Here is a 19,125-nt window from a genome sequence, read left to right as displayed (position 1 = left end):
CGTCGCCTGCGCCGTCAGTGCAGGCTGAGTGCTCGCCTCACTGTGAAGAAGAGGTCGGTCTGGTCGGTCACCCCGAGCACGGAGGCTGCCTGCGGGCCGCCGGCGGCGATCCTCACCTGGGTGCCGGTGTGCTGTTGCGAACCGGGATACTCCGTCGTCGCGTAGCTGATCGTCAGGTCGGCACCCTCATTGGTGGTCAGGGTGGCGGTCACCCCGGCGGTCGTCGTACCGGTCTCGACGATCTGACTGGTGTGACCGTGGTCGGCAGTCACCACGACCAGCGTGTCGCGATGGGTGCGTTGGTAATCCAACGCGGAACGTACGGCGGCGTCGAAGGCGATCGTCTCACCGATCTGGCCGCAGGGATTGGCCGCGTGGTCCTGTTTGTCGATCGACGCCCCTTCCACCTGCAGGAAGAAGCCCCTTCGCGAATGCCGGGACCTGGCGTCCAGGATCGAGATGGCCTTCGTCGTCATCTCCGCCAGGTGGGGCTGGTCGGAGTTGCGTGCGGTGTTGATCGCGCACCGGGCAGGCTGCGTGCCCTGCTCGGTCGGGGTCGGGCCTGTCCACTCCAGGTCGAGGTTGCCCGGGGCGAACAGCCCGAGGATCGGCCGGTGACCGCGGGCCGACTTCAGCTCGCCGGCGGTGGTGAGGACCTCGGTGCCGAGGGACTCGGCCTTCTGCCGTACGGTCATCCCGGCGTACCGCCCGCCCTTGATCACCTGCTGGTACGCGGCCGATCCGCCGCCCAACAGGAGGTCGGGTTGCAGGGCGGCCTGCTGCTCGGCGATCGAACCGGGCCCGCCGTTGCGGACATCCTGGGCCGGACAGTCGGCCATGTCGTCGGGTCCGTAGCAGCTTCGTTCGGCGACGTGCGCCGTCTGGACCGCAGGCGTGGCGTCCTCGATCTCGGCCGTGGTCACATCACCGGTCCGGTACCCGGCACGCTTGGCCAGCTCCAGCGACGTCGGCACCGCGGTCGTGCCGTCGGGCAACACCGAGACGGCGCCGTTGTAGGTCTTGTGCCCGGTCGACCAGCCGGTGCCCGAGGCCGCCGAATCGGTGACGTAGTCGGGTTTGGTCGGGTCGTCCTTCTGTACGGCGTAGGTCGTGTAGGCCCCGGTCATCGGCAGTGAGTCCATCGCCAGCCGCCCGTTCGCGCCGACCTGGTAGTTGCGGGCGATGGTGATCTCGGAGTCGCCCATGCCGTCGCCGATCAAGAGGATCACGTTGCGGGCCGCTCCGCCGACAACGTTCCTGCGTGCGTCGGCGGTCGGGTCGTTGTGCGACCCGTGGGCGGTTGCCCCGGTCGGCACGGCGATTGCGGTAACGGCGAGAATCAACCCGGCGACAGCCAGGCGGCGTCGCCGGAAGCGGGTGACGGGGCGGCCCTCGCTCCGCCGGGGAGCAGGTCTGGTCAGCTTCATGAATATCCTCCTGAGTTGCACCTGAAAGCGCGACTGCGACGCTAGGGGTGGCGCGGCTGCGATGATCAACGCCGACGTGACGACGAGATGAACTTGTGGCCGGTGTCTGTCGAACGACGGCGGGCCCGTCGGGGAGGTTGGACCGAATGACGTTCGAGGGTTTCCCGGCCAAGGCGCTGGACTTCTACGACGACCTGGAGATCGACAACTCCAAGGCGTTCTGGGATGCCAACAAGGACGTCTACACGTCAGCCGTCCAGACGCCGATGCGCGCTCTGACCGCTCTGCTGGAGCCGGAGTTCGGCGCCGCCAAGATCTTCCGGCCGTACCGGGATGTCCGGTTCTCCCGCGACAAGACGCCGTACAAGACGCATCAGGGCGCGTTCGTCCACGTCGCGGATGCGACCGGTTTCTACATCGAGATCTCGGCTCGAGGCGTACGGACCGGGGCCGGCTTCTATCATGCGGCGCCCGAGCAGCTTGCCGGCTATCGTGCCGCGGCGGCGGCCGACGGCAGCGGCCGGCAGCTGTCCCGGATCGTCAACAGGCTCCAGGCGGCCGGGTTCGAGATCGGCGGCGACCGGTTGAAGACCAAGCCACGCGGTATTGATCCGGATCATCCTCGGCTCGAACTGCTCCGGCACCGTTCGTTGTTCGCCGGCCGGATGCTCGGCTTCGACCCCGTGATCCATGGCGCGGACCTGGTCGACGTCGTCCGGTCGGACTGGCAGACCCTGCGGCCGCTGGTCGACTGGGTGGTACGCCACACCCTCGGCTAGCTGTTCTGTCCACGGAGGTTAGGTACGAGGTCGGCTGGTGACTTGCCGTCGAGTGCGGTGTGTCCGCGGTGGTGATTGTAGGTGTGGAGCCAGTCGGTGAAGCAGGCGGCGCGTTCTGCTTCGGATGAATAGGGTTGGGCGTAGGCCCATTCCTGCAGCATGGTGCGGTTGAATCTCTCCACTTTTCCGTTGGTCTGGGGCCGGTAGGGCCGGGTGCGTTTGTGTTTGATGTCTTCGCCCAGGGCTGCGGCGAACAGCTTGGAGCGGTAGCAGGAGCCGTTATCGGTCAGCACGCGTTTGACCACGATGCCTGCTGAGGCGAAGTAACTGTTGGCCCGCTGCCAGAACGCGGCCGCGGTCTCCTTCTTCTCATCGGTCAGCAGCTCGCTGTAGCCGAGCCGGGTGTGATCATCGACAGCGTTATGGATGTACCAGTAGCCGATCTTTCCCCTACGGGTGTTCTTCTGACCCTGAACCCGACCCACGACGCGCCAGCCGCCGCCGTCGGGGATCCGGCCCAGTTTCTTGATATCGACATGGATGAGGTCTCCCGGCGCCTGGTGGACATAGGAGTTGATCTTGGTGCGGCCGGTCTTGATCCGGGTCCCGGTCGCCGGGTCGGTGAACGTCAACAGTGGACAGCCGTAGCGACGCAAGATCTTGTGCACGGTGGAGACCACCAGCCCCAGCCGGTAGGCGATCCGGGCCGCCCCCACCGGCGCGAGACCCGCAAGCCGACCACCCGGCGCTCGATCCTGGTCGGCGTCCGCCCCGGCGACACCCGCGGGCGGGACGATCGATCCCGCAATCCCGCGGCCCCCGCGGCCCGATCGGAACGGTACCGGTCAGCCCACCGTTTTGCCGTTGTCACCGATACCCCGAACCGCTCCGCGGCCCGGCGCAACGGCCAACCCTGATCGACAATCAGCCGGGCCAGCCGCAGACGACCAGTCGGGGTCAGAACAGCGTTAACGTGGGACACGAGGACCTCCGGTGTCTGAGATGTGTTTGCTTGGTCGCTTCACACCTCACCCGGAGGTCCTCGTCATCGTCCAGCCGGCACGCCGTAACTAACGTCCGTGATCAGTACAGCTAGCGCATCGGCGGGTCCATTGCGGCGGGCCCATCGAGCAACGGCGTTCGATCGCGGCGCGACGGCCTGGCGGACAGCTCCCACACCCTCTGCTCAACCGCACCACCTACTCGTTCGCGCGACCTCTGCTCGGTCCCGCACCGGCTGCAGGCGGTGCGCGGCCGAACAGGTGGTGCGGCGTCGGGTGGGTTGGTGCGGCGTCGAGTAGCCGGTGCGGCATTGTCCGCGCTAGGCCGCCCTGGAGGCCGGTTCGGCGCCGACAAACACCGGGTTCTTCCCGGCCGACATCGCCGCATGCAGCCGTACGGCGGCAACAACGGCGATCAGGCTGATCACGATGTTCACGCCGATGAACACGCTGCTCAACCCGGCGCCGAGGGTCACGCCGGAGATCAGTGGTCCGATCGTTGACGCGCCGGTCTGCAGCGCGGTGAACAGGCCGAGGGTCGATCCGACCATGGTGGACGGGGCCAGCGCAGCGATCAACGGGTTGAGGACCGGCGCGAACAGCGTCTCGCCGAGGGCGAAGATGCCGAAGGCACTGAGGAAGATTATCGGCGCCAGCGCGTGCAGCCCGGCCGCCGCTCCCAGCAGCGTCCAGGCCAGCACCCAGACGGCGCCGACGATCATCAGCAGCCGGGCCGCCGAACGACGGGCCGTCCAACGGATCACGACGACCTGCAGCGCCAGGATCACCGCGCAGTTGAGCGCGGCCGCGATTCCCACCGCCTTCTCATCGATGCCGAGCACGGTCAGCCCGTACGCCGGCAGCCCGCTCTCGAACTGGGCGTTGTACGCCAGAGCAAGCGCAACGCTGATCACCGCGGTGAGCAGCAGCGGCTTGGACGAGCCGATCACCGAGAGCGTCTGTCGCGGCGTGGCGGTCAACTCGTCGGCGGCCACCACAGCACCGGTCAGCGCCTTGTCGCCGTAGCCGGCCACCATGATCAGCAACCCGGACAGCGCGAAGCCGCCGCCGGCCAGCAGGAAGGCCGGCACCATACCGTCGGTCCGGTCGAGGTGAACCAGGAAGCCGGCGGCAAAGGGACCCGATGCCCATCCCCAGCGCCTGTCCGCTGGCGATCCAGGCGAACACCTTGCGGCGGTCGTGCGCGCCGGGCGCCCAGCGCAGCGCCAACACCGACTGGGCCGGACTGCCTCCGGCCAGGCCGAACCCGAAGCCGGCCATACCGATCAGGAAGGTGGCCGGATTGTCGGCGATGATCAGTGAGAACGCGGCGACCGCGGCGACGCCGCGGGCGACGATCGCGATCAGTGCCGGGGGACAGCGGTCGGCCAACCGGCCGCCGAGCGGCGCCGCCAGCAACGCCCCGACCGAGAACAGGCTGGACGCGGCCGCCCCGACCATGCCGCCCCAGCCCCGGGTCGTCGCGGCGTAGGCGTACTGGTAGGGCAGTACCGTTCCCCAGCCGAGCATGGCGATCGCGGAAGCAACGATCAGCAGAACCGCGCGACGCACCGCGAGAACCCCCTCTGCCCGGTTCCGGGCGAAACGAAACCCGACCCCGGTGTTGCACCGGGGCCGGGTCGCTGGTGACCATGTATGGGACGTCTTCGGCGCCTAATACTTCTAGGCAGAAGACTTCGATATCGAAATACTAGCACGGCCGTACGGTCCGCACGGTCCGGGCAGGCCGCTGTCTGACAGGATGATGGTGATGGCCAGGGCTAAGCGCAAGAGGTTGACCGATGAGTACCGGGAGGCGGTCGCCAGCTATGTCGCGGCCGGCGCCGACGAACAGGTGCAGCGGGTCATCACCGCGGTCGGGCGGCTGAGCAAACGACTGGACCAGTGGTACGACAACCAGCTGGCCGATCTGAACGTCTCCTCGGGTGAATGGGCCGTGCTCAGCGAGCTGGCCAGGCGCAACGGCGAGGCGATGACGCCGAGCCAGCTCGCCGCAGCGACTGATGTTGCGCCCTCGTCGATGACCCATCGGTTGGACGGGCTGGTGCAGCGCGGCCTGGTGCAACGAGATGCCGACCCCGACAACCGCACGCGCGTGCTTGTCCGCCTGTCCGATGACGGCTGGGAACTGTTCGCGGCGGCGATCCGGGAGGCCAACGTGGTGGAGAGCGACGTCGTCGCGCCGTTGACCGAGAGTCAGACGCGCGAATTGGCCTCGTTGCTGGAGAAGCTGATCGAAGGGCTGGACGCCGCCGAGAGCCCGGATCGCTCCGAATAACCCGACCGGACCGGTCCGACCGACCCATCCACCGAACCCGGAGATCCTTAGCGTTTGTAATTAGCGGTGCTAAAGATTACGCTCGCTGTAGTGACCACACGTGATGCCGAATCGTCCAGGGCCGGCACCAGTGGCAGGGACCTGCGCAGCACCTCGGGTCTGGCGGCTGCTCTGCGGCCCGCTCTGCTGAGGCTCGCGCGCCGGTTGCGCCAGATGCGTGACGAGTCGGTCGATCTGACTCCCAACCAGTTGTCGGCGATGAGCGTGCTGCTCAACAACGGCGACCAGCTGATGGGTGAGCTCGCCGCGCGGGAGTTGGTCCAGCCGCCGTCGATGACCCGGATCGTCAACGCACTCGAGCGGCGCGGTTATGTCGTCCGATCGGGCGATCCGCAGGACAAGCGCCAGGCCAGGGTGTCGCTGACCGATCCCGGCCGCGAAGTGCTGATGGCCAACCGCAGACGTCGCAACGATTGGCTCGCCCGGCGTCTGGCAGAACTGGAACCGGCAGAGCGTGAGGTCCTGCGCAAAGCCGTACCGATCCTTGAGAAGGTGAATCTCGCGTGACGCAGGCGTCCCCCACGCCGGATCCGTCCGCCGCTCAAGCCGACGAACGAGGCGGGACCACAACGGCCGGATCCTCGCTCACCTCGGCCGGCTCGCCCCCTCTCGCCGACCGAGCTCCGTGCCGATCCGAACCCGCCGGAACCGGGCTTCGCCGAACCTGGCAGCTCCATCGCCCAGGCCGACGAGAACGCCGACCCGGCCGACCTCGCTTCCCGTCGGGCGCGGCGCCGGCTGCGGTTGCCGAGCCTCGGGTCGGCCGCCACCTTCGCAGCGCTGGGCATCCGCAACTACCGCATCTACTTCTTCGGCGCGATGATCTCCAACGTCGGCACCTGGATGCAGCGAGTCGCCCAGGACTGGCTGGTCCTCGAGTTATCCCATGGGTCCGGATTCGCCGTCGGCGTCACGACCGCGTTGCAGTTCCTGCCGATGTTGTTGATCACACCGTACGGCGGAGTGATCGCTGATCGCTTCGACAAGCGAACCATCCTCCGGCTGACCCAGACCTGGATGGCGCTGACGGCCGGCGTCCTCGGGCTGCTGACGGTGCTCGGCGTGGCCCAGGTCTGGGAGGTGTTCCTGCTGGCGTTCGTGTTCGGCATGGGTACGGCCTTCGACAACCCGGCGCGGCAGGCGTTCGTCTCCGAGGTCGTCGGGCGTGATCGTCTGCCCAACGCGATCGGCCTGAACTCGGCCAGCTTCAACGCGGCCCGGCTGATCGGACCCGCCGCCGCCGGCCTGGTGATCGCCGCCTTCGGTTCCGGTTGGGCCATCCTGGCCAACGCGATCAGCTACCTGTCCTTCATCGTGGCGATCTTCCTGATCGATCCGCGCCGGCTGCAGCGCATCGACCGCCCGCCGCGTGCGAAGCGGCAGATCCGCGAAGGCCTGGCGTACATCCGGGGACGCGGCGACATCATGTTGGTGCTGGGCACGGTCTTCTTCATCGGCACCTTCGGCTTGAACTTCCAGATGACCTCCGCGCTGATGGCCCAACAGACCTTCCACAAGGGGCCCGGCCAGTACGGCATCCTCGGCACGATCATGGCTGTCGGTTCACTGGCCGGCGCCCTGATCGGTGCCCGACGCAAGACGGCGCCGCGGATCAGATTCGTGATCGGAATGGCGATGATCTTCGCCACCATCGAGATCATCGTCGGGCTGATGCCGACCTTCTGGAGCTACGCCGCGATCCTGCCCTTCATGGGTCTGGCATCGCTGTTGACCTTGAACTCGGCCAACATGAGCGTGCAGATGGGTGTCGACCCGCAACTCCGCGGTCGGGTGATGGCCATCTACATGATGTTGATGCAGGGTGGCACGCCCTTGGGATCGACCCTCCTCGGCTGGGTCGGCCAGGCGTTCGGGGCACGCTGGACCTTGATCGGCGGCGGCGGGCTTGCGCTGTTGGGTGTCCTGGTGTCAGCGGCGGTGTTGAGTCGGCGCGGCGGAGTTCAGGTGAGACCGGAGCTCACCCTGCATCCGCCGCATCTCAGCCTGCGTACCAGGGTGCGCTGATCACCGCCACCGCTGTTCGGACGGACCGCTGACACCGACCGCATCGCGGTGGACAATGCTGGAGCCATGAGCGAATCCCGGGCGACAAGGGCCCTGACCGTCGACGATCTGTATCGGTTCGAGATTCCCTCCTCGCCAGCGATCACGCCGGACGGCCGGCTGGCGGTCTTCGTCGTGCAACGCGTTGACCGTGCCGAGGACAGCAATCAGACCAGCCTTCAGGTGGTGGGTCCGGACCGGCCGGTGCGGCCGCTGACCGAGGGTCCGACCGATTCGAGTCCCGCCATCTCACCCGATGGAAGGACTGTGGCCTTCCTGCGGTCGAAGGACGGCATCCCCCAGCTGTGCCTGGTATCGATCGACGGCGGCACGGTCCGCGCCGTGACCGACCTTGAACTGGGCGCCGGCGCGCCCGTCTGGTCCCCGGGCGGCACTGTGATCATCTTCTCCGCGCCGGTCAAGCCGGCCGGGCTGCCGGAGAACGCTCCGCTGGTCGCGGACCGGCTGCTCTTCAAGGCCGACGGTGCCGGCCGGTTCGGGGCGAGGACCACCCATCTGCACGCCGTCGAGGTGGCGACCGGCGCGGTACACCGATTGACCTCGGGCGACTGGCATGCCGGCCCTCCGAGCATCTCACCCGACGGCACCATGATCGCCTTCACCGCCCGCGCCGAGGCCGACACCGATCTTGAGATGACCTCGTGTGCCTACCTGGTCCCGATCACCGGAGGCGACCCGGAGCGGATCGGCCGGACCCGCTTCGTCGACGGGCCGCTGCTCTGGCTGCCGGACGGCACCGCGGTGATCGCCGTCGGCCGGGAGGATGCACTGATCGGCAACAGCCGGCTGATCGTCCTGGACCGAGAGGGAGGACAGGACAGGGACCTGACCGGGCAGCTTGATCGCAACGTGATGCCCGGCGGCTCCCCGGCCTATCCGGGCGCCGCACCCGCCCTGACACCCGACGGACAGGAGATCATCTTCTGCCTGCGCGACCGCGGCTGGACCCACGCGTACCGGATGCCGGTGACCGGCGGCGCCGCTACCGGACTGCTCGTTGGCGACCAGCAGGTGATCAAGGGTCTCGCGGTTGCCACCAGCTCTCCGACGGTGGTGGCGATCGTCGCCGACGACCGATCCTTCGGCGAGCTGGTGTTCGTCGAACTTGATCGGTCAGAACCACACCCCGTCACCGATCTGACCGCCGGCTCGCTGGGCGGCTCTGCCCCGCTGCCGTTCAGCCAACGGCTGTTCACCATCAGCGACGGTACGACGGTGCACGGCTGGCTGTTGCGCGACCCGGAGACCGCAGGTCCCGCTCCGCTGCTGCTCGACGTCCACGGTGGCCCGCACAACGCCTGGACCGGGGTCGCCGACCCTGTGCACCCGTACCAACAGGTCCTGGCCGACCGCGGCTGGAACGTGCTGATCCTCAACCCGCGCGGATCCGATGGGTACGGCGAGGAGTTCATGCGGGCGGTCGTCGGGAACTGGGGATCGGCCGATCAGGCCGACTTCACCGAACCCATCGACCAGTTGATCGCCGAGGGCCTCGTCGATCCCGATCGGGTGGCGATCACCGGTTACAGCTACGGCGGCTTCACCACCTGTTATCTGACGGCGCACACCGACCGGTTCGCGGCGGCGATCGCCGGCGGTGTCGTGTGCGACCTCAATTCCCAGCTCGGTGCCTCCGATCTCGGCATGGAACTGACCACGGTGATCGGCGGAGCGGATCCGGTCACCGACCAGGACCGACTGATCGCGGCCTCGCCGATCAGTGCAGTGGGGAAGGTCAGGGCACCGACACTTCTGTTGCACGGCGCGGAGGATCACCGGTGTCCGGTCAACCAGGGCGAGCGCTGGTTCGGGGCATTGCGTGCTCAGCGGGTGGCGACCCGACTGGTGATCTATCCCGGCGGAGCCCACGGATTCGTGATGTCCGGCCCGCCGTCGCACCGCGCCGACTACAACCAGCGCGTGGTCGACTGGCTCGACGAGCACGTGCCGGAGTTGCCGTAAGGTGCCCACTGCAACTTCGGCAGGAGAGAAGGGTGATCGGGTGACTGAGCTGGTGACGCGGGCCGAGCAGGCGCTGCAGGAGTTGATCAAGGACATCGAGACCCTGGTCCGCGCGGAGTCACCGTCGGATGATCTTCACGCGTTGCGGCGCAGTGCCGATCTCGTGGCCGAGATCGGGAGCCGCTATCTCGGCCGGGAACCGGAGCGGATCGAGATCGACGGCAGACCGCATCTGGCCTGGCGCCTGGGCAACGGGACGCGGAGAGTGATCATCCTCGCCCACCACGACACGGTCTGGCCGATCGGTTCGTGGGGTGACGACCCGTGGAGCCTGGTCGACGGTGTGATCCGCGGTCCCGGTTGTTTCGACATGATCACCGGCATCCTGCAGGCGCTGCTCGGCCTCCGGTTGCTGATCGAGGACGGCGTCGAACTCAACGGTGTGACGCTACTGGTCACAGCCGACGAGGAGATCGGCTCACCGACCTCGCGTGCGCTGATCGAAGCCGAGGCTCAGGGTTGTTCTGCGGCGTTCGTGCTCGAGGCATCGGGCCCCGGCGGCGCAGTCAAGACCGAGCGGAAAGGAACGTCCAACTACTTCATCGACATCGTTGGCCGTGCTGCCCATGCCGGACTGGAACCGGAGAAGGGCGTCAACGCCGGCGTCGAACTGGCCCATCAGGTTTTGGCGATCAACCAGCTCGGCAACCCGGAACTGGGAACCACCGTGACACCGACCGTGCTGCTCGCTGGTACGACGACCAACACCGTACCGGCCAAGGCCCGGATCAGTGTCGACGTCAGGGTCCGGACCATCGGGGAGCAGCACCGGGTGGACGATGACTTTCGGCGCTTGCAACCGGTCCTGCCCGGGGCCGTGCTGGACATCGACGGCGGCCCCAACCGTCCGCCGCTGCAGGCCTCCGCGTCCGCCGCCCTGTTCGCCCGGGCCGTGGAACTCGCCGAGGAGGCAGGACTCGAGCCGCTGCAGTCGATGGCTGTCGGCGGCGCGTCGGACGGCAACTTCACCGCCGGGATCGGAATCCCCACCCTCGATGGGTTGGGTGCGGTCGGCGGCGGCGCGCATGCCGACGACGAACACGTCATCGTCGAGAAGATCCCTGGGCGTACGGCGTTGTTGGCGATCCTGATCAAGGACCAGCTCGCCCACGGCCCCGGACACCCGGCGTCTGCCTGAGCTGATCAGACGGGTCGAGTTGATCATCCCGGCCGACCGTATCCGGCCGCGGCAGCTCCGGCGACTATCACATCACACCCCGACAACCCAAGGACACCCCGATGTTGATCGATGAGACGATCATCCACACCGTGTCGATGCCGTTGGTCGCGCCGTTCACCACCTCGTTCGGAACGCAGACCGTCCGGCAGGCGCTGATCCTCGAGGTGCATGCGACCACCGCGAACGGGACCGCCGTGACCGGCTGGGGCGAGTGCGTGGCGATGGAAAGTCCGTTGTATTCCAGCGAATTCCTCGCCGCCGCGAAACTGGTGATCACCGATCACCTGCTGCCGCTGCTGCGCACGGGCGGGGTGACCGCGGAAACGGTCGGCCACCGGCTGCGGCCGGTGATCGGTCACCGGATGTCCAAGGCTGCCGTGGAGATGGCCGTCCTCGATGCCCAGTTGCGCAGTGCGGGTATCTCGCTGGCCTCCTATTTAGGAGCCGTGACCGACCGGGTGCCGGCCGGTGTCAGCGTGGGCATCCAACCCAGCGTGGAGCAGCTGCTGGACGTGGTTGGCAGCTACCTCGACCAGGGCTATGTACGGATCAAGCTCAAGATCGAACCCGGCCGCGACATCGACCGGGTCCGGGCCGTCAGGGAACGGTTCGGCGACGACCTGCTGCTCCAGGTCGATGCGAACGCCGCGTACACCCTCGTCGATGCGCCGTTGCTGCGTCGGCTCGACGAGTTCGATCTGTTGCTGATCGAGCAGCCGCTGGGCGAGGAGGATCTCCGCCAACATGCCGCACTGGCCCGACAGATGATCACCCCGATGTGCCTGGACGAGTCGATCGTCTCCGCCGAAGCCGCCGCCGACGCCATCGCACTCGGCGCGGCGGCAGTGATCAACATCAAGGCCGGCCGGGTCGGCGGCTACCTCGAGGCCAGGCGGATCCACGACCTGGCCTGGGCCAACGGTGTTGCGGTCTGGTGCGGCGGGATGCTGGAGACCGGCCTCGGGCGGGCGGCGAACGCGGCGCTGGCGGCGCTGCCCGGATTCACTCTGCCGGGCGACATCTCCGGCTCGGATCGCTTCTACGCAAAGGATCTCACCGAACCGCTGGTGCTGAAGGACGGGCACATCGACGTTCCGACCGGCCCCGGACTCGGCGTCTCGCCGATTCCCGAGGCCCTCGCAGAGTTCGGCATCGACTCCACTCGCGTCGCCTGACGCCCGCAGCACGAAAGGGGGCCCTGCGAGTCCTAGGACCGTCGGACGGCTTGTCAGACGACGCGCTTGGGGTGAGGCTTGTCGACAGCACCGCGCCGCGGTGAGTACGTCGGAAAGGAACTCATGCTCAACAGGAATCTCCCCGGTGGCAACTATCAACTCGGTGATCTTGAGGTCACCCGCGTCGGCTACGGCGCGATGCAGCTTGCGGGGCCAGGCGTCTTCGGCCCGCCGCGCGACCGCGACGCTGCGATCGGCGTACTGCGCAGAGTGGTCGAACTCGGCATCAACCACATCGACACCTCCGACTACTACGGCCCGTACGTCACCAACGAGATCATCCGTGAGGCGCTGTATCCCTATCCGGACGACCTGCACATCGTGACCAAGATCGGCGCCCGCCGGGACGACGAGGGCGGCTGGCCGGAAGCCAGGTCACCCGAAGAGCTCCGCCAACAGGTGCACGACAACCTTGATCGTCTCGGCCTGGACGCTCTGGATGTGGTCAACATCAGGGTCGGCGGCTTCCAGGAGGCCGAGCCGGGATCGATCGCCGAGCAGGTCGAGACCGTCGCGGAGCTGCAGCAGCAGGGGCTGGTCAAGCACATCGGCCTGAGCACCATCAACAGTGATCAGCTGGCCGAGGCGCAGAGGATCGCCCCCGTGGTGTGTGTCCAGAACTTCTACAACATCGTCCACCGCGTGGACGATGATCTTGTCAACCGGACCGCCGAGCAGGGTATCGCGTTCGTGCCGTACTTCCCGTTGGGTGGCTTCTCCCGATTGCAGTCCGACGAGCTGGCCGCGGTGGCGAAGCGGCTGGAGGCGACGCCGATGGCCGTTGCCCTGGCCTGGTTGCTGCAGCGCTCGCCGAACATCCTGCTGATCCCGGGCACATCGTCGGTCGCCCACCTCGAGGAGAACGTCAACGGAGCCGGGCTGCAGCTGCCCGAGGACGTGATCACCGAGCTGGATGCGATGGCGGGGTGAGCCCGGGTCAGTGGCCAGGGGTTGCGTCGTTCAACGCGATCAGCTCCGCGTGACTGAGTTCTAGGCCCAGGACAGCGGCGCTTTCGGTCGCCTGTGAGGCATTGGAAGCACCGGGGATGCAGACGACGGTGTCGCCGTAGTTGCTGATCACCCAGCCGAGCGCCACCTGGGCCGGCGTGGCGTCGTGGGCGGCGGCGATCCGGCGCAGCTCGTTGATCAGCGGTTCTGTTCTGCGCAGCACCCGCTGGTCGGGCAGTCCCGTCATCCAGCGCCGGGTGATGGGAAGCGCCCGTATCGTGCTCGGGTCGTCGTGGAACCGGCCGGTCAGGATCCCCTGACGCAGCGGCGAGTAGCCGATCAGCGTGATGCCCAGCCGGCGAGCGGTGCTCAGCACACCATCGGTCTCGATGCTGCGGTGCAGCAGGCTGATCTGCACCTGGTTGGAGGCCAGTACCAGGCCGCGCTTGCGCAGCCGGATGTGGGCGAGTTCCATCTGGCCGGCACTGAAGTTGCTCACCCCGACATGCCCGATCTGCTCGGCCTCGGCGAGATCGGCCATGGCATCGACCTGTGCCTCAATAGGGGACAGGCCACCCCTCGGGGTGTGGATCTGGTGCAGGTCGATCGGATAGCCCTGCAGTGCGTCGAGCCGGTCATGGATCGTCTTGATGATGCTCGACGCCCGCCGCCCGAACGGGGTCCATTTGGTGGCGATCCGGATCGAACCGGGCTCGACGCCCAAGGCGTGCAGGGCACCGGACAGCAAGCGCTCGGAGTGCCCGTGGCCGTACATCTCCGCGGTGTCGAACCAGTTGATGCCACCGTCCAGGGCGGCTTTGACGATCTCGGTCGACCGGTCGGGCTGCATGCCGGGATAGATCAGCCCGGCCAGGCCGCTGACGCTGAACTGCATGCAGCCCAGGCCGATCGGCGTGATCTCCACATCCGTGTTGCCGAGCTGTCGGAACCCGACCATGATCAACCCTTCCGGTTCGAGACGGCGCTGCCCCACGACGAAGCATAGGCGCGACGCACCGGAAGCCTGTGGCGTGGCGACGATCGGCCGGGCGTCGCGGCCGCTGGGCACGACGACACACCGCGAATATTGAGGGGTTTGTGACCCCTCGCCGGGGTGGGGGAGGCGGTGGGTGCGGGAGTGCTGGGTCGAACCCACTAGATTCTGGGGCATGTTCGCCAAGGTCCTGGTCGCCAATCGCGGGGAGATCGCGGTCCGCGCCTTCCGTGCCGCCTACGAGCTCGGAGCCCAGACGGTTGCGGTGTATCCGTACGAGGATCGCAATGCAATCCACCGGATCAAGGCCGACGAGGCGTACGAGATCGGTGAGCGGGGGCACCCGGTCCGGGCCTACCTTGACGTCGAGGAGATCGTCCGGGCGGCGGTCAACAGCGGCGCCGACGCCATCTACCCCGGGTACGGCTTCCTCAGCGAGAATCCCGACCTGGCTCGGGCCTGCGACGCCGCCGGGATCACGTTCATCGGGCCGCCGGCCGACGTCCTGGAACTGGCCGGCAACAAGGTGCGCGCGATCGGCGCCGCCCGGGCAGCCGGGATCCCCACACTGCGGTCGACCGACCCGTCGGCCGATGTGGAGGCACTGGTCGCGGGTGCCGACGAGATCGGTTACCCGGTCTTCGTCAAGGCGGTCGCCGGCGGCGGCGGCCGGGGGATGCGCCGGGTCGACGAACCCGGGCAGCTCCGGGAGGCCCTCGAGCAGGCGATGCGGGAGGCCGACAGCGCCTTCGGTGACCCGACGGTCTTCATCGAACAGGCCGTCAGTCGGCCACGGCACATCGAGGTGCAGATCCTGGCGGATGGCGCCGGGAACACCATCCACCTCTTCGAGCGTGACTGTTCGCTGCAGCGCCGGCACCAGAAGGTGATCGAACTGGCGCCCGCGCCGCACATCACCGACGAGTTGCGGGCGGCGTTGACCGGCGACGCCGTGAAGTTCGCCGAGTCGATCAACTACTCCTGCGCCGGCACGGTCGAGTTCCTGGTGGAGACCGAGGGTCCGCGGGCCGGGCAGCACGTCTTCATCGAGATGAATCCGCGGATCCAGGTCGAGCACACCGTGACCGAGGAGATCACCGGTATCGATCTCGTCCAGTCCCAGATGATGATTGCCTCCGGATCGACCCTTGACGATCTCGATCTGCGTCAGGACAGGATCAGCATCAACGGTGCCGCGTTGCAGTGCCGGATCACCACAGAGGACCCGGCCAACGGGTTCCGGCCAGACACCGGAACGATCACCGCGTACCGGTCGGCCGGCGGTGCAGGCGTGCGGCTCGACGGCGGTACGGCCGACACCGGCGCAGAGGTCAGCGCGCACTTCGACTCGATGCTGGTCAAGCTGACCTGTCGCGGCCGCGACTTCTCCACCGCGGTGGCCAGGGCCCGGCGTGCCCTCGCCGAATTCCGGATTCGCGGTGTGAGCACCAACATTCCCTTCCTGCAAGCGGTTCTGGAGGATCCGGAGTTCCTCGCCGGTAACATCGCCACCACCTTCATCGAGCAGCGGCCGGAGTTGCTCAATGCCCGGACGCCCGGCGACCGCGGCACCAAGCTGCTCCGCTACCTGGCCGAGGTGACGGTGAACAAGCCCAACGGCAATCGCCCGACCCTGTTGGATCCGGGTGAGAAGCGGCCGGCCGGCGTCGACCTGTCCCTGCCATCGCCGCAGGGCTCCCGGCAGCGGCTTCTTGATCTTGGTCCGACCGGATTCGCCGCCGATCTTCGCGGCCGGACCAGTGTCGAGATCACTGACACCACCTTCCGCGACGCGCACCAGTCGTTGTTGGCCACCCGGGTGCGGACCAAGGACCTGCTCCGGATCGCGCCCTATGTCGGGCGGATGACCCCGGAACTGTTCTCCGTCGAATGTTGGGGCGGGGCGACCTACGACGTCGCGCTGCGCTTCCTGCACGAGGATCCCTGGGAGCGGCTGGCCGCGCTGCGCTACAACATGCCCGGTCTGGCGCTGCAGATGCTGTTGCGGGGCCGCAACACCGTCGGCTACACCCCGTACCCGGAGAAGGTGACCCGGACATTCGTCCAGCAGGCCGCCGAGACCGGCATCGACATCTTCCGGATCTTCGACGCGCTCAACGACGTCGAGCAGATGCGGCCGGCGATCGAGGCGGTCCTGGAGACCAACACCACGATCGCCGAGGTCGCGCTGTGCTACACCAGCGACCTCAATTCTCCCGACGAATCGACCTACACGCTCGACTACTACCTGCGGCTGGCCGAGCAGGCCGTGCGGGCCGGAGCGCACATCCTGGCCATCAAGGACATGGCCGGTCTGCTGCGCCCGCCGGCCGCCGCGCGTCTGGTGTCGGCGCTGCGCGAGCGGTTCGATCTTCCCGTGCACCTGCACACCCACGACACAGCAGGCGGCCAGATCGGCACCCTGCTGGCGGCGATCGACGCCGGAGTGGACGCCGTCGACGTGGCCAGCGCACCGATGTCGGCGACCACCAGTCAGCCGCCCGCCTCCGCGCTGGTAGCCGCGCTGGCGCACACCGAGCGGGAGAGTCGCCTCGACCTGCGCAGGGTGATGGATCTCGAGCCGTACTGGGAGGCCGTACGGCGGATCTACGCACCCTTCGAGTCCGGACTGCCCAGCCCGACCGGACGGGTCTACGACCACGAGATTCCCGGTGGTCAGCTGTCGAACCTGCGACAGCAGGCCATCGCACTCGGCCTGGGGGAGAAGTTCGAACAGATCGAGGCGATGTACGCCGCGGCCGACAAGATCGTCGGCCGCCCGACCAAGGTCACTCCGTCGTCCAAGGTCGTCGGTGATCTTGCCCTGCACCTGGTCGCGGTCGGTGCCGACCCGAAGGATTTCGAGGAGAACCCGGGCAAGTACGACATCCCGGACTCGGTGATCGGATTCCTGGCCGGGGAGCTGGGGAAGCCGTCAGCCGGCTGGCCCGAACCGTTCCGGACCAAGGCGCTCGCCGGTCGTACGGTGCCGGTGCGGGAGGAGACACTCAGCGCTGAGGACGAGGAGGCGCTGGACAAGGGGGGCCGGACCGCGCAGGAGACCCTGAACCGGCTGCTGTTCCCCGGGCCGACCAAGGATTTCCTCGCCGCCCGGGACACCTACGGTGATGTCGCGCGGCTGGACACCGCGGACTTCCTGTACGGGTTGCAGCCCGAGACCGAACACGTCGCCCGGATCGGCCGCGGCGTCAGCGTGATCCTCGGCCTCGAGGCGATCGGTGAAGCGGACGAGAAGGGCATGCGCACGGTGATGTGCACCCTCAACGGTCAGCTTCGCCCGATCCGGGTTCGGGACAACTCGATCAAGGTCGACATCAAGGCCGCCGAGAAGGCCGAGGCCTCCAACCCGGGCCAGGTGGCCGCTCCGTTCTCCGGGGTGGTCAGTCTTCGCGTCGTCGAGGGCGACACCGTCGAGGCCGGCGCCACCGTTGCGACCATCGAGGCGATGAAGATGGAGGCGGCGATCACCGCACCCCGCGCCGGAACCGTCAAGCGGCTGGCGATCGGCCCGGTGCAGCAGGTCGAGGGCGGCGATCTGGTGCTCGTGCTGGGCTGATCGGCTCAGCGTCGTCGAGCGGCCAGTGTCCGGACGAACTCGTCCTCGACGGGGCGTGGTGACGTGCCGGAGTAGTTGCTCAGCATGGAGAACACGTACCGCCGCCCGTCCCGGCCGCGGACGTAGCCGCTGAGCGCCGTGACGCCGGTCAGCGTGCCCGTCTTGGCCCGCGCGTTGTCGGCCGCCCGGGTCCCGTTCATCCGGTGCCGCAGCGTGCCGCCCACCATGCGCTTGGTGTTGCCGGCAACCGGCAGCGCGGCATAGAAGGCATCGAACCACGGCGCCCGCTGGACCCTGTACAGCACGCGGGCCAGCCCACGGGCGGTCAACCGGTTGCCCCGGCTGAGACCGGAGCCGTCGTGCAGCCGGACGTGCTTCATCGGGGCGCCGAGATGCTTCAGATACGCCCTGGTGTAGGACAACCCGTCGGCCCAGTTCCCGGGGCGCCCCTGCAACGTGCCCATCGCCTTGGTCAACGCCTCGGCGTGGGTGTTGTTGGACAGCTTCAGGAACGGCACCAGCAGTTTGGACAAGGTCATCGAGGTGTCCCGGGCGATCACCGTACGGTGCCCGGCCGGCGTGGCGCGGGCCTTCGTCGTGCCCCGTACGGCGACACCGGCCCGGGTCAGTTCCGCACGGAACACGGTGGCCGCGTACAGGTCGGGCCGGGCCACCGTGATCAGGGTGTGGCCGGTCGACCTGCCCCGGGGCACCTTGCCCCGGAGCTTGATGGTGGCCGAGCCGTAAGTACGAGAGGCCGCGAAGGTGACGCGCGTCCCGCGCTTGCCGGTGGTCGCCTTGTTCGACACCCGCAGGTAGGACCTGGCCGCCTTGGGCGTGAAGCTGATCCGGGCCGGTTTGCCCGCGGCGCTGCCGGGGGCGTAGTTGATCCGCACGGTCCCGGCGTCGTAGTCGGCATCGGGGGCCAGGGTCAGTCCGGAGACCTTCGCTGCGTAGTAGTCGTCGGCGTAGGAGGTGTTCCAGGTGCGGTTGTAGCCGACATTGTCGAAGAACGAGGAGTCGGCGACCAGCGCACCGGTCACGGTCCGGATGCCCGCGTCGTGCACCCGCCCGGCCAGCTTCTTCAGATCCGAGCGCCGCAGCGTCGGGTCGCCGTACCCCTTGAGGTAGAGGTTCCCGGACAGCGTTCCGCTGCTGACCCGTCCGCGGCGGATCACCTCGGTCTTGAACCGGTAGCCCGGCCCGAGGGTGTGCATCGCGGTCACGGCAGTCGCGATCTTGGTGTTCGAGGCGGGAATGATGCCCCACCCCGCATGCCGCTTGACCAGCTCCCGTCCGTCGCTCGCGTCGAGCACGATGGCACCCGTCCTGCCCTGGGCCACCCGGGTGTCCCGCAGCACCGATCTGATCTTGGTCCGCAGGCCGGGATCGTCGGGCGATGCGTTCGCGGGCGGCGCTGCCGCCGTCGTCATCACCGACACCGCGGTGATCACGCCGACGGCCAGCCGGACGAGGGATCGGGGTGCAGACATCGTCGCTCCTTCTACGAGAGCTTCC

13 protein-coding genes and 2 pseudogenes are annotated in these 19,125 nt (G+C 67.9%); 9 read left to right on the top strand and 6 right to left on the bottom strand.

The window, feature by feature from the left end; genetic code table 11:
• Positions 1-14: 14 nt before the first annotated feature.
• Positions 15-1,427, bottom strand: coding sequence for an alkaline phosphatase (gene phoA, locus GJV80_RS13480; protein WP_154688333.1), 1,413 nt, complete (start codon positions 1,425-1,427; stop codon positions 15-17).
• Positions 1,428-1,573: 146 nt separating this feature from the next.
• On the opposite strand from phoA, the gene GJV80_RS13475 reads away from it, so the two are divergent.
• On the top strand, positions 1,574-2,206 hold the full coding sequence (locus tag GJV80_RS13475; protein WP_154688332.1) for a DUF2461 domain-containing protein: 633 nt from the start codon (positions 1,574-1,576) through the stop codon (positions 2,204-2,206).
• Here the strand turns inward: GJV80_RS13475 and GJV80_RS13470 are convergent.
• The 3 genes and pseudogenes from GJV80_RS13470 to GJV80_RS25090 form a co-directional block, all read right to left on the bottom strand.
• Positions 2,203-3,188: pseudogene (locus GJV80_RS13470) on the bottom strand (IS481 family transposase). The gene GJV80_RS13475 and the pseudogene GJV80_RS13470 overlap by 4 nt on opposite strands.
• 339 nt (positions 3,189-3,527) lie before the next feature.
• Positions 3,528-4,301 (bottom strand): hypothetical protein, encoded by a 774-nt coding sequence (locus GJV80_RS23985; protein ID WP_230207676.1) that lies wholly within the window; start codon positions 4,299-4,301, stop codon positions 3,528-3,530.
• A gap of 100 nt (positions 4,302-4,401) precedes the next feature.
• Positions 4,402-4,737 (bottom strand): annotated as a pseudogene (locus GJV80_RS25090) (MFS transporter); the annotation flags it as partial.
• A 241-nt stretch (positions 4,738-4,978) separates the two neighbouring features.
• Here GJV80_RS25090 and GJV80_RS13460 point away from each other — a divergent pair.
• The 7 genes from GJV80_RS13460 (at position 4,979) to GJV80_RS13430 (ending at position 13,018) form a co-directional block, all read left to right on the top strand.
• Complete coding sequence (locus GJV80_RS13460) at positions 4,979-5,506, top strand: MarR family winged helix-turn-helix transcriptional regulator (RefSeq protein ID WP_154688330.1); 528 nt, start codon at positions 4,979-4,981, stop codon at positions 5,504-5,506.
• 90 nt (positions 5,507-5,596) lie between these two features.
• Entirely contained in the window at positions 5,597-6,073 is a 477-nt protein-coding gene (locus tag GJV80_RS13455) for a MarR family winged helix-turn-helix transcriptional regulator (protein ID WP_230207674.1), read from the top strand.
• Positions 6,074-6,310: 237 nt separating this feature from the next.
• Positions 6,311-7,591, top strand: a complete 1,281-nt coding sequence (locus tag GJV80_RS13450) for an MFS transporter (RefSeq protein ID WP_154688329.1) — start codon at positions 6,311-6,313, stop codon at positions 7,589-7,591.
• A gap of 66 nt (positions 7,592-7,657) precedes the next feature.
• Positions 7,658-9,613 (top strand): S9 family peptidase, encoded by a 1,956-nt coding sequence (locus GJV80_RS13445; protein ID WP_154688328.1) that lies wholly within the window; start codon positions 7,658-7,660, stop codon positions 9,611-9,613.
• Positions 9,614-9,653: 40 nt separating this feature from the next.
• Positions 9,654-10,811, top strand: a complete 1,158-nt coding sequence (locus tag GJV80_RS13440) for a M20 family metallopeptidase (protein WP_230207673.1) — start codon at positions 9,654-9,656, stop codon at positions 10,809-10,811.
• 101 nt (positions 10,812-10,912) lie between these two features.
• Complete coding sequence (gene menC / locus GJV80_RS13435) at positions 10,913-12,028, top strand: o-succinylbenzoate synthase (RefSeq protein WP_154688327.1); 1,116 nt, start codon at positions 10,913-10,915, stop codon at positions 12,026-12,028.
• Positions 12,029-12,151: 123 nt separating this feature from the next.
• Positions 12,152-13,018: an oxidoreductase gene (locus GJV80_RS13430; protein ID WP_154688326.1), complete on the top strand. Its 867-nt coding sequence runs from the start codon at positions 12,152-12,154 to the stop codon at positions 13,016-13,018.
• 7 nt (positions 13,019-13,025) lie between these two features.
• On the opposite strand, the gene GJV80_RS13425 is transcribed toward GJV80_RS13430, so the two are convergent.
• Positions 13,026-14,105 carry an aldo/keto reductase gene (locus tag GJV80_RS13425; RefSeq protein WP_230207672.1) on the bottom strand — a complete coding sequence of 360 codons (1,080 nt, stop codon included), beginning with the start codon at positions 14,103-14,105 and terminating at the stop codon, positions 13,026-13,028.
• A 100-nt stretch (positions 14,106-14,205) separates the two neighbouring features.
• On the opposite strand from GJV80_RS13425, the gene GJV80_RS13420 reads away from it, so the two are divergent.
• Complete coding sequence (locus GJV80_RS13420) at positions 14,206-17,607, top strand: pyruvate carboxylase (RefSeq protein WP_154688325.1); 3,402 nt, start codon at positions 14,206-14,208, stop codon at positions 17,605-17,607.
• A gap of 5 nt (positions 17,608-17,612) precedes the next feature.
• Here the strand turns inward: GJV80_RS13420 and dacB are convergent, their stop codons facing one another.
• On the bottom strand, positions 17,613-19,100 hold the full coding sequence (dacB, locus tag GJV80_RS13415; RefSeq protein ID WP_154688324.1) for a D-alanyl-D-alanine carboxypeptidase/D-alanyl-D-alanine-endopeptidase: 1,488 nt from the start codon (positions 19,098-19,100) through the stop codon (positions 17,613-17,615).
• Positions 19,101-19,125 lie beyond the last annotated feature (25 nt).

Origin of the sequence: Microlunatus sp. Gsoil 973 (genome assembly GCF_009707365.1) — a bacterium.
GTDB lineage: Bacteria > Actinomycetota > Actinomycetes > Propionibacteriales > Propionibacteriaceae > Microlunatus.
This window is presented reverse-complemented; position numbering and strand designations above follow the sequence as displayed.